The sequence below is a fragment of the Gilliamella sp. ESL0441 genome (assembly GCF_019469185.1).
In the GTDB taxonomy this organism is placed as follows: domain Bacteria; phylum Pseudomonadota; class Gammaproteobacteria; order Enterobacterales; family Orbaceae; genus Gilliamella.
In genome coordinates this window covers 1,369,299-1,383,679 of the sequence record NZ_CP048264.1, presented here as the reverse complement: position 1 = coordinate 1,383,679, position 14,381 = coordinate 1,369,299, and the positions used below count along the sequence as shown (strand labels likewise).

The following is a 14,381-nucleotide window of genomic DNA, read 5'->3' as shown; positions in this document are numbered from 1 at the left end:
AGGGATATAACTTATCTCAATAAAAACTATACTTATACTAAGATGTAACTAATAGGTTATCTCACGCAAATTAAAATAAGTATAATTTTCTCCTAATTTTAAGCAATAAGATTTTGTCCAATCACCATTTTCATTATGGTCATAGAATGAACATTTTTTGGTTAGAACCGATTTTGAATCCAACTGATCATGAATTTTAATTGTGGTTTTGCTTAATTGCTTATTTTCATTATAAGAAAAATATTTTTCTTCAATCAGGTTATAAGAAAAAGAGTCATCCATTTCTAATGTTGTTTGCGTAATAATTTTTGTAATCTTGTCGTTATCATAAAATATCTGATTGATTGTAATCGGAGTAGTAAAACGTTCTATTTTAATGATTCTATTTTGATCATCGTATGTTGCAATCCAAGATATTTTTTTATCAACATCTTCCATTTTTACTAAACGTTTCTTTTCATCAAATTCCATGGTTAGATCTAAATTATATTTATTATCAATTAAAAAATGACTTTTGTTTAATTCATAATTATTGTCAATTTTTACGGGTATGAGCTCAACGGAAGTAAGCATACCATTAGAATCAGATTGATAACGTTGATGTTCACTGCCAATAATTTTTTGTTGTTTGATAATATTTGAATGCGGTATATAATCAGCACTACTAAATAAAAGATAATTATTAGTCAGTTCTATTTTGTTAGATTGCTCTGTTTTATTACAAGCGGATAATACACTTAGAAAACAACATAGAATGAGCATCCTCTTCATCATATTTTCCCTAATCAATTAATAATATTCTAAAGTTCGAGACACAAACTTTGTTGATTCTTCGGATTTTAAACAATATTGTTTAGTCCAATCACCATATTGGTTGTGTTCATCAAAAAAGCATTCAAATTGATTAAGGGGGATCAATTGATTTTTTTTATCAACTTCATATTGACCATCTACTGCTGAATAAAAATATTCAATTGTTTTTTCTAATTGTTTTTTCGAGTTATAAAAAAATTGTATTTTTATGATATGAAGTGGTGACCAATTATCATCCTTGTTACGGACAAACATTTCATATTTTCTTTCTTTGACCAAATTGTCGTCATAAGTAATCTGATTTATAAAATGAAAATTATTACTAGGCGTGATCTCATTTTCAATTTTAATCACTCGCCCTTTATCGTCATAATCAGATTTAACGATTTTTATTCCGGAAGAATCTTCCATTGAGAGGATATTTTTATTATCATCAAAATTGATTTTATAAGAAAGTTTATCAGGTGATTCTATAACGTACTTTGAATTTTTATAATCCAAATGTTTTTTAATATCGTTTAATGTATAAAATGTAATTAACCCATCTGGATTAGATTCAATTACTGCCGAATAGCTTCCTTCAAATTTTTGCTTCTTTATTACTTTTGAATTAGGAATAATATTATATTGACCATTATTGATATAATTGTTTGTAATTATTGTTGAGTTTATGTTTTTATTATCACAAGCTAACAAGGGTAAAACTAAACCAACAATTAAAATAACTTTTGTTTTCATTTTATTCTTTCTTATTGTTAAATTTCCTTTATGGGAATGTATTTAATCACAAACAGATCGGCATTTAAACAAAAATTTCATATGACTTAATCGAATAATGATATAATTTTTCTGTATTATCATCGTTCTCAACATCCGCCTATACTTACCAAAGTAAAATAGTAAATAAAAAGCATTCAAAAAATGTGTTTACATTTAATTTGAACAAAATAGGAGAGATAATGACAAAATACTGGTTTTTATTAATGCTTCTTGGTTTATCCTTATTAGGATGTGAACAAAAGGGTAATAACGTTTCAAAAAATGATGTTAAAAAACAGGAAATCATTGTGGGATTACCTCCTAGTATGCACAATATTTTAATGGAGCGTGTGGTCAAACCCGAATTAGAAAAAAAAGGCTACAGAGTCAAACTGGTTAATTTTAGTTCTTTGCGGGATGCCAATACCGCATTGGTTGAAGGAAGTATTGATATGAATGCAGCCCAACATCAAGATTATCTTGATGTTTATAACAAAGAGACCCATAACGATCTTGTCTCTTTAGTTCATATCCCTTCCATATCAGCAGCTTTATTCTCACAAAAACATCATTCAATCAATGATATTGCATCCAATCAAATTATTGCGATCCCAAATGATCCTTCTAACACTTCCCGATCATTATTATTGTTGCAAAGAATTGGTTGGATCAAGCTTAAACCTGACGCACAATCAGGCATAATTACATTAAATGATATAATAGAAAACAGTTATAATTTGAAATTTAAAACGCTTTTATCCGAAATTATTCCGCGAGTACTTGGCGAAGTTGATTATGCAATTATGCCTGGAGGGGTAGCATGGTTAAGTAAAGTACCAGCAGATAATATTTTAATTCAAGAAGAATTATCGCCCAATTTAGAGTTAATGGTCGTTGTTAAAAAAGAAAATCTCAATACGGCATGGGCAAATGACGTTAAACAACTCTATCAATCTGAAAAACTCAAAACATTTATTGAACAAGATCCGGATGCCAAAGGTAGATTTATTTGGCCAAAATAAGAAAGAAATAAAATAACCAATATCTTTATATGGAAAAAAGATATTGGTTTGACTGTTGAGGCTGATTCTTTAAATTATATGAAGAATAAAACATCAATATCTTCATAACAAAAATTAAATTTCTTAATTAATGCCCTAAAATGTTACTATTTTTGTGAAAATCTTCAAATGAATATAATGTAAAAAATTCTTTGTTTTTTTAATTAATCTATTCATTAATTTTAGTTAACCATTTGTAGAAAAACGAAATAACTGGCAGCAACTTTTAACCTTAACCGGCAGTGATTTTAGTAAAGCTTATAAAAAGTTTGAAATCACATTGGAAAATAATGCTTCGGAATTATTTCTATCAATCATAAAAAAACACTAACCTAGATAAAAATATATTGATATACATCACAAAAATCAGAAAAAGATATTTTTTTAGAGCTCAATCAACCTCATACTAAAAACTAATCTTAATCAAAGAAAGGTATATCATTATGATTAAAAGGAAATTAAAATTAGCAGCCATTATCAGTAGTTTTATCCTAAGTACTTCAACTGTTTTTGCTTCAATTGATGATGTGAAAGACCTTAAAATCATTAGTTACAATGTCTATAATGGTATGAAATTAGACGAAACAGACGGAAAACAGAAATTTATCGAATGGGCAAAAGCACAAGATGCCGATATTATTGCCTGGCAAGAAATGAATTTTTTTACTCGTGAAAAGCTTGAAAAATTTGCCGCAAGTTATGGACATAAATATGCGGTATTATTGAAAGAAAAACCTGATGATGCCGCTTTTTTCCCTGTCGCCATTACGTCAAAATATCCTATAGTCAATGTTGATAAAGTCGTGGATAATCTATGGCATGGTGCGCTGTATGCCGATATTGGCAATTATCATTTTGTTATTACCCATATGAATCCATTTTGGACAGAAAAAAGAATTGATGAAATGAATTTAATTATCGATTCTATCAAATATAGCCGTGATCCAAATGGTAAATGGATTATTGCTGGTGATTTAAACTCTTTTTCACCTGCGGATAAAGAAACCTACGATAAAAGTAATTTGTTAAACGATATCAAAGAAAAACAGAAAAAAAGACCGATATTAGAAAATCTTGTTAATGGACAATTAAGTTATACCGTTCAACAAAATTTATTGGATGCAGGATTTATTGATGCGTTGAAAATTAAAAATAAAGAATTTATTGCGACAGCGCCAACCAAAGTATTTTACGATCAAGCTTCAACACCGCTGCGTTATGATTATATTTATGTGTCCCCCCCATTAAAAAACGACGTTATTGAGGTTAAAGTCTTAAAAGACGATTTTACGGATAATTACTCTGATCATTATCCTGTACAAATGATCATTAAAAATAAATCATCACAACCATAATAGTGAAAGCCATGTATCATTGCATGGCTTTTATCAGTCATTTTTATATGACAGTATTTTCCAATGATAATCAACAAGTTGTGATTGTGATCGCAACATGTCCATTTAAATTCAATTAATATCAAAAAGAGCATCGAATAATCTAACTCGAATTGATGAAATCAAAAAAGTTGTAGGATAAAGATATGAAGAAAAATTGTTTAGTACTGACTATAGTGGGTTTGTTTTCGTTATTTTCATATGCATTGGCAACAGAAGATTTAGTGATATCACAATATCAACATTCGCCGAATAAAGTGTATACCGGTAAAGATCAACCAGAAATTACCATTGCAAATTTCAACATTGCAGGCGGGCTTAGAAAGCATAAGGTTAATTTAGATTTAGTTGCTAACGCGATTAAAGCAATGGATGCGGATATCATAACTCTTGAAGAAGTCGATCAAAATACCACACGTAGTGATGGCTTAGATCAAGCAAAAGTAATAGCAGAAAAAACGGGAATGTACTATCTGTTTGGCAAAGCAACGGACATGAAAGGCGGTAATTACGGTAATGCCATATTGTCTAAATATCCAATAGTAAAAAGTAAAACTTTTTTGTTACCCTCTGGTGATTTTGAACAACGATCCCTGATGTTAAGTCAAATTAATGTGCCGGGCTTTGATTCGCCAATTTATGTGTTTAATACTCATTTTGATTGGCATGAAGAAGATGAGGTAAGAATGTCACAAGCACGTTTTATTAATAGTATTGTGTTTGATGATCTGGATTTAGATGATGAATTTCCAAATTTAGTAACTGGAATTATGGTATTGTTAGGCGATTTTAATTCTGTTAAAAATGATAGAGTCATTAAAGAGCTTGAAAAATACTGGACATTGGTAAAACAAGAAAATGTCGATACTCGCACTTGGCCAGCAGGAAATCCTGGATTAGATTTAGATCATATTTTTACAAGTCGAAATCAAATATGGCAAGTTGAGCAATTCATTATTCCCAATGATGGCAATGAGTGGAATGGTATCAAATGGCCACTTGTAAGCGACCATATTCCAGTGATCGCTAAATTAAAATTGATTGAGCAATAAAAAATGGAAATGGGCATTTAGCCCATTGTCTTTTAAGCATTCATTTTAGTTTAGCAATAACATAAATATAAACTAGCTCGCTGATTAATTCGATAAGTGTTTGCGTAACGATAATTGCAGGTAGGATAGGTATTGCATTAGGTATGGCTAACGCTAAAGGTAAAATGACTAGCGCATTTCGAGTACCGGCACTAAAAGCTATCGCTCGACTTCCTGCGACGGAAACATGAAAACAACGACCAATAAACCATCCAACTAAAGGGGCGACAATAGCAAAAATTATATAAAATGGAATAACGGATACTACGACTGATAAATTACCTTTCAGCTGAGGTAGAACTGCCAAAATAACGATAAAAAGCGTTAATGCCGTGGCTGGAACGGGTAACATATTTAGCCCATGTATCATTTTTTTGCCTGTGTGATTTCGTACAGCCCAGACTTGCATTAAGGTAGCTAAACAGAAAGGAATGACCATTAACCAAATAAAAGCATAGATAAAGGGTTGGAGGTGAATGAGCTGGTTGACCTGTTCACCAATCATAAAAGTTAAGTAAACAGGCAGTAAAAACATTTGTAACAACAATAATAAAGGTGTTGCCATCAATAATAAACGGGCATCTGCGCGTCCAAGATGAGAAAAAGTGACAACATAATCAATACAAGGGGCAAGTAACACAAGTAATACGCCCAGTTTAATGAAAGGTTTGGAAGGTAGAAATAGCGCTAATAATCCAACCCCAACAGGTATAATAATAAAATTTGTTATAAGTAATGCCACCATAAATCGCTTATAAGACCAAAACTGTTTAATCTCAGTCACAGGAACTTGTAAGAAAGTGACAAACAACATGAATGCTAATACTGGATTGATAAACATGTCGAATATTGAGGTGTTGTCTAAACAAAATACCAGACCAATAGCTATCATCACCACAGAAAAATAAATAGCTATCTGATTTTTTTCTAAATTATCTTTGATTTGTTGCATAGTGTCATTATTCATTAAGCAATAACGAACAGATAGCATATCAGAAATCAACAAATTCAAAGAATGTAATATTCATACCAATAAATACAAACAGTTATCTTTGTATTTCGATTCAATTCAAATTATTCGATTAATTATTTAGTTCAAATAGCTCATTTATTGACAGCATCTAAATGGAAAATACCTTGGATTTATCATCCATATCACTATTTTGCTTAAATTTATCACTTAAAATCATTATAGCGTTGACAACAAATGAATTTTTGTTGAACTACGCATTCAAATTGGCAAGCATTTATCAAAAATGCGATCTTTGTCACATCAGATAATAAAAGCAAATTCGCTGTCTAATTATCAACGATCTTTCATTGTTGAACTCGGTACAAACAATCTTATCTCTATTTTAGGGAAAAAATAGCATTGTATTTCAACATGAAGCCAAATTAGCTTTTCATTTTGAGACAAATAAAAGCTTTTTTTAAGAATTTCAATCCACCTGTAATCTGCAATCAAGATCACAATTTAGCATCACTCAAATACCTATACTGATATTCATATTTCGGTCAATTCTTTTGTCGAATTTTTATCAATCAGGAGGTCGTAATGAAAACGTATGTCAAAAATTGGATCACAATTGGGTTACTCAGCGCATTTGGTTTGTCTGTTGATGCGGTGTGGGCTAAAGAATATCAATTAACAGGGCAGCATACCCAAATCACGCTATCTGATAGTGGCAAACAACAAAACGTCACATCGTTTAATATTACTAATCCCGTAACTAATGATTCAATCACTGTTAATACGCTATTTGAGATCACACTAAATTCGGGGAAAAAATTGACCGATAAAGATTTCCACTTAGATAATTTACAACAAAAAGACAATCAAATTTATTTAAATTTCAGTGGTCATGATATTGCGATTCAAACCCTATTGATTCTCAATGATGATAAACATTTTGCCAGTTATGAACTGCAAATCACCCCTAAAAAACAGGCACTTTCAATGTCAGACGTTTCTATAATGCCGTTTCATTCTCAAGCGCCATTTGTTTACGGCTCCGTTGTCAGTTCGCCGATTATTAGTGATACCTTTTTTATCATTCCCGAAAATCCATTGACCAATACCGTTGCCTATGAAGGTGGTGTGTTGCAAAAAATTCCGCAAGCTATCCCGTTACAAGTGAATCATACCTTGAGTTACAAAACCTATATTGGCACTTATGAAAAAGGGCAATTAAGACGCCATGTAAATGAATTTATTAATCAAGTTCGCCAGCGACCATATAGCCCGTACTTACATTATAATTCTTGGCTAGATATCGGATTTTTTAATCCTTATACTGAAAAGGAAGCACTGTTACGAATCGAACAATATGGTCAAGAATTAGTTGAAAAACGTCATGTTACCCTAGATGGTTATCTATTTGATGACGGTTGGGATAATTTAACGGGTAACTGGGGATTTGGTGATAATTTTCCGAGTGAATTTAAAAAATTAAAAACCGCATCTGAAAAATATCACGCCGAGCTGGGTATTTGGTTGTCACCTTGGGGTGGATACAATAAACCACGTGATACTCGTGTTGCCAATGCATTAAAACTGGGTTATGAAACCATGGATGGCAAACTCGCCTTATCAGGCCCTAAATACTATGCTAATTTTCATAAACGAATTTTAGAATTAATCCAAAATCAGAACATTACCATGTTCAAACTCGATGGAACAGGTAATGCAGATAAAGTGATCGCCGGCAGCCAATTTACCAGTGATTTTGATGCTGCGATTCATTTAATCCAAGATATGCGTAAAGCTAATGATCATTTATATATTAATCTAACAACTGGTACACAAGCGACGCCGTCTTGGTTATTTTATGCCGACTCTATCTGGCGAGGTGGCGATGATGTCAATTATTATGGACCCGGTAGTAAAGTTCAACAGTGGTTAACTTATCGTGATGCGGAAACGTATCGTTCTATTGTTTTAAAAGGTCCCTTATTTCCATTAAATTCACTTATGCTGCATGGTATTGTATACGCTAAACAAGCAAAACATTTGCAACAAGAAACCGAAAATGACTTTGCTGATCAAGTTTGGAGTTACTTTGCAACAGGAACGCAATTACAAGAAATGTACATTACTCCTGAACTGATGACAACAAACAATTGGGATACGTTAGCATCGGCTGCTAATTGGGCAAGAGATAACCAAAACGTGTTATTCGATACCCATTGGATTGGTAAAGATCCCACAAAATTAGGGGTATATGGTTGGGCGGGATGGACGCAAGATAAATCCATTATTACTTTACGCAATCCGTCAGATAAACAGCAAATTTATTATCTGGATTTACAAAATGATTTAGAGTTGCCGGCAAAGGCAAGTTCACATTTTAAAATCAACATTGATTATCACAGTGAATCTTATGCGCAAAAACCAACGAGTGTGGATAAAACGGCATTAATCACTCTTGAGCCTTTCGAAACAGTTGTCATGTCGCTAATTCCGCAATAATTACAATATGCCTTGTCTGCAAATACAAGGCATAAAATTAAGCTCAAAATAGGCATATGAAATGTCAAATTTTAAAACGGGCTTAAAACGAATGGAACAAAAAATAATATAATGAAACTATTTACAATAGAAAAAAAGCTCATTATGATATGCGCCATTATTAACGGCAAAGGAGAATTCATTATGATCTGTACAAACAACCTTTGCAGGCTTTTCGCAAAATAATTGAATAATTCATCTTTTCATTCTTGCTTCAATTCATTCTGCTAATCTTAGCCTGCCTTTTAAATTCATACCCATAATTTAAAAAACAATTTTTTGTTTATTGATGTAATTAAAGTCATTAACAACCTAAAAAATATGTTAGTTAACATCTAACTTTTATCGACAGCACAAAGATAATGTTGTCAGTAATAGCGATCTAACATTGCTAATATTAGTTGTTATTCATCTTTTGTATCACATTTAAATTATGAGTACTAAACAATAATAATATTTTTTAAATGGATTGATATATGGACAATTCTATACAGATACTATCTGAAAAAGCCTTATACATCGCATCAAAAAACACGTGGGTTGAAGGTTTAGCTATTCAACAATTACAGACTACTGCCGAATTACCCAATATGGTTAAAGTAGTCGGTATGCCGGATCTTCATCCCGGAAAAGGGTACCCAATTGGCGCAGCTTATTTAAGTCGAGAAACCATTTATCCTGCATTAATTGGCAGTGATATTGGTTGTGGAATGGGCTTTTGGCAAACCGATATTAATATTGCTAAATTAAGCATAGATAAATTGACACGGCAGATCGGGAATATTGATCAACCTGATGTACGACATAAATATAACCTCGGTACAATTGGTGGTGGGAATCATTTTGCAGAGTTACAAAAGGTTAGCAAAATTTGTCACGCACAACTTTTTGAACACTACCAACTTAATGCTAAAAAATTATTTTTGCTAGTACATAGTGGGTCACGAGGATTAGGGCATGCTATTTTGCAAAACCAGCTATCACGATTTGGTTATCAAGGTTTAGCTGATGAAAGTTCTGCCGCACTTGAATATTTGGCAAAACATGATAATGCGGTCGCATTTGCCATGCTAAATCGACAAGTGATTGCTGAAAGGTTAATGAATAATCTTAACACTCATGGACGTGAAATGTTGAATGTTTGTCATAATTTTTTACAAAAAGTGACACTTGATCATAAAAATTATTGGTTACATCGCAAAGGGGCTTCCTCAGCAATGGATGACCTTGTTATCGTACCGGGTTCTCGAGGGGATTATAGCTATTTAGTTAAACCGATACCGAATGAAGATCTACTTTTATCGCTCGCCCATGGTGCAGGGCGAAAATGGCGTCGAGCTGACTGTAAAGGCAAACTAGATCATCGTTACTCAATAGCTGAACTAAAACGTACAAAATTAGGTAGCCGTGTCATTTGTGAAGACAGCAGTTTAATTTTTGAAGAGGCGCCACAAGCCTACAAATCAATAGATAGTGTGATTGAATCGATGCAACAAGCGAACCTTGTCACGGTTATCGCTCAACTTACACCAATATTGAATTATAAAACACAAGGAGGTCACTAATGCCAATACTCTTATTATCGTCTGGCAGAGGACCAGATGAATGCACATTGACGGTGGCAAAAGCGGTAAAACAATTTTTGTTTGAAGCAAACAAATTAGCGTTAACCGCCGAAATTCTAGAAAGTATTATGGGCGATAAGCCCAATACTTATCGTTCGGTATTGATTTCTGTTGAAGGTGATCAAAGTGAACAACTAATTGCTCGTTGGAGCGGTACTTTACAATGGGTGTGTCAGAGTCCTTACCGACCACATCATAAACGTAAAAATTGGTTTATCGGTATTACTTGCTTACCAAATCCTGCGCCAATACTAGAGAGTGCAATTGAATTTTCAACAACGAAATCTTCAGGGGCAGGTGGGCAGCATGTGAATAAAACGGAGTCCGCTGTGCGGGCAACGCATATTAGCACCGGTATTACGGTTAAAGTTCAATCAGAACGTAGCCAACATGCAAATAAACGTATAGCAAAAGTGCTGTTAGCACATAAATTGGCTGAATATGAGGCAAATCAATATCAACAACAAAAAGATATTCGTCAGCAATTTCATTATGCTATTCCTCGTGGTAACAGTAGTCTAGTATTTTATGGAGAACAGTTTTGGGAGGGCAGAAAATAACTAAATGAAGAACATTGTGTTATTGAATTTCAGGCATATCTTTCAATTCATTTTTTTGAATTGATATTATTTTTTCATTCAGGTTTCCTGTTTATCTGATAGGGAACCTGAAAATTAACATCAAATCGATACGACGTTTTTAACATCACTCTCCATTTTGTTGCTTTATTCTGATAATAAACATGAAAACACTAGGTTGTTTTAACCGTTAAATAAAAATAATTTTGTTAACGTTTTCAACCAAAATTTATACATATTTTTCTGTCTATTTTTTGACAAACCCAATATACTTACCAAACTTGTATTTGATAATGATTATCATTATTATTTGTAAGGTTAAATTTAGAGATGTGTTAAATGATTTAATTGTTTTTTATGAAGGAATGAAACATGAGTTATAAAAAGGTAAGTATCTTATTACTCTTTATGAGTTTTTCTTCACAAGCTGAGTCTGTGCTTGAAGATAAAGATACAAAGCAAAATATTGATGAACCGAATAAACCATTAACGAAGAACAATATGGTTAATCGTGACGATATAGACGATGTGATTACTGTCATTGCCGGCTCATCAACGCAAGATGAATTAAAAAAAATAAATAGTGTTATTGCGGGACGATCAACACTTTCATCAGGGCTAATAGAACAAAAACAATCCGATAATGTTGCCGAATTGCTTAATACTTTACCCGGTGTGAGTGCTGCCGGTTCAGTTAGGCCAGGGGGGCAAACCTTAAATATATGGGGTTTTGGTAAAGTTGAAGATGTCAAAATTATTGTAGATGGTGCACAAAAAGGATTCCAAAAATATCAACAAGGATCGATTTTTGTTGAACCAGAACTTCTTAAACAAGTTGAAGTTAACAAAGGCCCACACGATGTGAAGTTTGGAAATGGCGGCTTTGGTGGCGTGATAAAAATGGAGACTAAAGATGCGATTGATCTGCTTGACCCCAATCAATACCTTGGCGCATTAATCAAATACAGTTTTCATTCAAACAATCATCAGAATATGGTGACAAGCGCAGTATATGGTCGAACACAAGATGACATGTTTGATGGTCTTATTTATTACACTAACCGAGACAGCGGTAATTTTAAACGTCCCGATGGCTCAAGATTTGAGTTTTCAGAAGATGACATGGATTCCTACATGGCGAAACTCAATTTTAGACCCAATGAAGAACACACTTTCACTCTATCAGGTATACGTTCAAAACGGGATTCATGGCAACCTTGGGCAGCCAAATATGTCGAAAAAATGACACCCCCGACCGCTGCACAAATTAAAAAATATGGATATAAAGCAGCATGGTTAAGAAAATTGGTAAAACGTGATCAGCAAGATGAATCCGCCCAATTTAAATGGAATTATCAGCCAACTTATAATCCGTTAATTAATTTGACGTTACACACCACTTATTCCAAAACTAAACAACATGATACTCGTCCTAATAAATACAATCCGGTGGCTTCATTAGGGACAATGGGTAACGAAAGTTGGGTTAGCTATACCGATAAAACTATCGAGCTTGAAAATGTCAGTATTTTTAGCACCGGCGCTGTCGATAATGCATTAAAAATTGGATTACAAGCACATCTACATGATCGTGATACGTTAATGTATTACAAAAATTATGCTAAAAAACCAAATTATAACAATGGTTATTTCCAACCGGCTTACATGCCTTCTGGTAAACAGCAAACTTATAGTTTTTATATTCAAGATGAACTTTCGATTAGTGATTTTGTCTTATCACCCAGCCTTCGATATGATTATGTCCGAAATCACGGTAAAAAGAATTATGCTTCAGCGTATAACGATCCCGATCCTCGTTATGGTCATGACTATTCACCCGTGACCTATTCAGGTTGGACACCACGCTTTGGATCCTATTGGCAAACCACCCAAAATGTCGGATTTTTTGGGGATATCAGTTATGCATGGCAAGCGCCAACTATTGATGAAAACTATGAAGTCCAGTTTACTCCTAAAAATGGAGGAAGCGGTAAAATTTCGGCAACTAGCCGTCATTTGAAAAAAGAGCGGAATTTATCAATTCGAATTGGGAATATTCTCGATTTTAATAATTTAATACTCGAAAATGATAAGTTACAAGTTCGTAGCACGTTATTTAGACAGCGTGTCACCGATGAGATTTTTGTTACTCGAGGATTCAATGGATCAATATGCGGTCCAGGCAAAGCGTGTCCGCTTGGGCAGGCAAATTATCGTAATATTCCGGGTAAAATGATTGTCAAAGGTTTTGAACTTGAAACGTTTTATGACAGTAAATATTGGTTTGCAAGTGCGACCTACTCAATCCAAAAAGGAGAACGAGATACAGCACCACAAGCACCATGGATGCATCATAAGACCTATGTCGCAACGATTGCACCACGCACCGCAACATTAACAACGGGGTTTAAAATTCCGGACTGGAATGTGAGAGCAGGGTGGAATGCCCAATTTGTACGAAAACAAGATCGCACAGGACTAGAAGACAGAAATCATGACGGATTAAATGATCTGGGCGCTTATGGATTAGGGCGATCGTCGGGGTATTCAATACACAATCTTTTTGCGAGTTGGCAACCGACTTTTCTGCCTAAAGCCGAAATTAAGTTAACCATTGATAATCTATTTAATAAAGATTATCGACTTTATTTAGGCGAAAACACCTATGGACTCGCCCGAAACTTTAAAGCAAGTGTTTCATACCGATTCTAAACTTCATTTAAATTTGAATACTGCCAGTTTACTGGCAGTTTCAATAAGTCATCAGTGCTGAATCTATCTACCATTTGCCTGCTGTTGAGCCACCGTCAACGACCATAATTGTACCGGTAACAAAATTAGAATCCGTTAAATACATGACGGCATTGATAATATCTTGAACCTGTCCAATCCGATTGACAGGAGCCATAGATTTTAACACTGCTTGAACTTGGGGATCGGTAGGATGCATTGGGGTCTCAATAATGCCAGGTGCAATACCGTTAACCATAACATGGCTTGATGCTAATTCTAATGCTAAACCTTTAATGGCACTATTAATACCGCCTTTGATCATAATTGGTAATAAAGCTGGTACAGTCAAATTAGGTTGCATAGCAATGGCAGCAGTAATATTAATGATATGCCCTGACTGATTGGCTATCATATGTTTAGCAGCTGTCTGAGCAGGGTAGAAAAACCCTTTAAGGTTGGTATCAATTAGGGTGTTTAGATCATCTTGTGTATACTCAACGGCGGGTTTAGATATAAATATGCCTGCATTATTCACTAAAATATCGACTTTACCAAATCTCGCAATAGCGTGTGAAAAAAGCAATTCTGCCGTTTGCGGCTTAGCAATGTCCCCAGCTACAAGTAATAAATTATCAGGTTCGCCTAATTTAATCGCTGCTTGTTCTAAACGAGCTTTATCTCGACCATTGGCAACGACATTGAAACCTCGCTCAAGATAGGCTTTCGCTATCGCAAAACCAATTCCACTTGAAGCACCCGTCACAATAACGGTTTTGTTTCCTTTATTCATCGAATTTAATTCCTCTTTTGACTCACATT

11 protein-coding genes are annotated in these 14,381 nt (G+C 33.9%); 7 read left to right on the top strand and 4 right to left on the bottom strand.

The window, feature by feature from the left end:
* Nucleotides 1-48: 48 nt before the first annotated feature.
* Both GYM75_RS06075 and GYM75_RS06070 read right to left on the bottom strand, forming a co-directional pair.
* Nucleotides 49-774, bottom strand: coding sequence for a hypothetical protein (locus GYM75_RS06075; RefSeq protein ID WP_220215095.1), 726 nt, complete (start codon nt 772-774; stop codon nt 49-51).
* A 15-nt stretch (nt 775-789) separates the two neighbouring features.
* Nucleotides 790-1,551: a hypothetical protein gene (locus GYM75_RS06070; RefSeq protein ID WP_220215094.1), complete on the bottom strand. Its 762-nt coding sequence runs from the start codon at nt 1,549-1,551 to the stop codon at nt 790-792.
* Nucleotides 1,552-1,772: 221 nt separating this feature from the next.
* Between GYM75_RS06070 and GYM75_RS06065 the strand changes: the two genes are divergently transcribed.
* From GYM75_RS06065 to GYM75_RS06055, 3 genes are all read left to right on the top strand, one after another.
* The gene (locus GYM75_RS06065) at nt 1,773-2,594 is read left to right on the top strand and encodes a MetQ/NlpA family ABC transporter substrate-binding protein (RefSeq protein ID WP_220215093.1); all 822 of its coding nucleotides are present in this window, start codon (nt 1,773-1,775) and stop codon (nt 2,592-2,594) included.
* 482 nt (nt 2,595-3,076) lie between these two features.
* Nucleotides 3,077-3,988, top strand: a complete 912-nt coding sequence (locus GYM75_RS06060; protein ID WP_220215092.1) for an endonuclease/exonuclease/phosphatase family protein — start codon at nt 3,077-3,079, stop codon at nt 3,986-3,988.
* Between the two features lie 185 nt (nt 3,989-4,173).
* Nucleotides 4,174-5,079 (top strand): endonuclease/exonuclease/phosphatase family protein, encoded by a 906-nt coding sequence (locus GYM75_RS06055; RefSeq protein ID WP_220215091.1) that lies wholly within the window; start codon nt 4,174-4,176, stop codon nt 5,077-5,079.
* 40 nt (nt 5,080-5,119) lie between these two features.
* Here GYM75_RS06055 and GYM75_RS06050 read toward each other — a convergent pair whose 3' ends face one another.
* Nucleotides 5,120-6,070 (bottom strand): arsenic resistance protein, encoded by a 951-nt coding sequence (locus GYM75_RS06050; protein ID WP_220215090.1) that lies wholly within the window; start codon nt 6,068-6,070, stop codon nt 5,120-5,122.
* A gap of 603 nt (nt 6,071-6,673) precedes the next feature.
* Between GYM75_RS06050 and GYM75_RS06045 the strand changes: the two genes are divergently transcribed.
* The 4 genes from GYM75_RS06045 to GYM75_RS06030 all read left to right on the top strand — a co-directional run bounded on the left by GYM75_RS06045 (nt 6,674) and on the right by GYM75_RS06030 (nt 13,541).
* On the top strand, nt 6,674-8,587 hold the full coding sequence (locus GYM75_RS06045) for a hypothetical protein (protein ID WP_220217256.1): 1,914 nt from the start codon (nt 6,674-6,676) through the stop codon (nt 8,585-8,587).
* Between the two features lie 515 nt (nt 8,588-9,102).
* Nucleotides 9,103-10,191, top strand: a complete 1,089-nt coding sequence (locus tag GYM75_RS06040; RefSeq protein WP_220217255.1) for an RNA ligase RtcB family protein — start codon at nt 9,103-9,105, stop codon at nt 10,189-10,191.
* A complete protein-coding gene (gene prfH, locus GYM75_RS06035; protein ID WP_220217254.1) occupies nt 10,191-10,811 on the top strand; it encodes a peptide chain release factor H in 621 nt (206 codons plus the stop codon). Before GYM75_RS06040 ends, prfH begins: the two co-directional genes overlap by 1 nt.
* A gap of 390 nt (nt 10,812-11,201) precedes the next feature.
* Nucleotides 11,202-13,541: a TonB-dependent hemoglobin/transferrin/lactoferrin family receptor gene (locus GYM75_RS06030; protein WP_220217253.1), complete on the top strand. Its 2,340-nt coding sequence runs from the start codon at nt 11,202-11,204 to the stop codon at nt 13,539-13,541.
* 67 nt (nt 13,542-13,608) lie between these two features.
* Here GYM75_RS06030 and GYM75_RS06025 read toward each other — a convergent pair whose 3' ends face one another.
* Entirely contained in the window at nt 13,609-14,352 is a 744-nt protein-coding gene (locus GYM75_RS06025; protein WP_220217252.1) for an SDR family NAD(P)-dependent oxidoreductase, read from the bottom strand.
* Nucleotides 14,353-14,381 lie beyond the last annotated feature (29 nt).

Coding starts and splice junctions, on each gene's coding strand:
- GYM75_RS06060 (WP_220215092.1), top strand. CDS start 3,077: ATGATTAAAAGGAAATTAAAATTAGCAGCCATTATCAGTAGTTTTATC.
- GYM75_RS06065 (WP_220215093.1), top strand. CDS start 1,773: ATGACAAAATACTGGTTTTTATTAATGCTTCTTGGTTTATCCTTATTA.
- GYM75_RS06030 (WP_220217253.1), top strand. CDS start 11,202: ATGAGTTATAAAAAGGTAAGTATCTTATTACTCTTTATGAGTTTTTCT.
- GYM75_RS06075 (WP_220215095.1), bottom strand. CDS start 774: ATGATGAAGAGGATGCTCATTCTATGTTGTTTTCTAAGTGTATTATCC.
- GYM75_RS06025 (WP_220217252.1), bottom strand. CDS start 14,352: ATGAATAAAGGAAACAAAACCGTTATTGTGACGGGTGCTTCAAGTGGA.
- GYM75_RS06070 (WP_220215094.1), bottom strand. CDS start 1,551: ATGAAAACAAAAGTTATTTTAATTGTTGGTTTAGTTTTACCCTTGTTA.
- GYM75_RS06045 (WP_220217256.1), top strand. CDS start 6,674: ATGAAAACGTATGTCAAAAATTGGATCACAATTGGGTTACTCAGCGCA.
- GYM75_RS06040 (WP_220217255.1), top strand. CDS start 9,103: ATGGACAATTCTATACAGATACTATCTGAAAAAGCCTTATACATCGCA.
- GYM75_RS06050 (WP_220215090.1), bottom strand. CDS start 6,070: ATGCAACAAATCAAAGATAATTTAGAAAAAAATCAGATAGCTATTTAT.
- prfH (WP_220217254.1), top strand. CDS start 10,191: ATGCCAATACTCTTATTATCGTCTGGCAGAGGACCAGATGAATGCACA.
- GYM75_RS06055 (WP_220215091.1), top strand. CDS start 4,174: ATGAAGAAAAATTGTTTAGTACTGACTATAGTGGGTTTGTTTTCGTTA.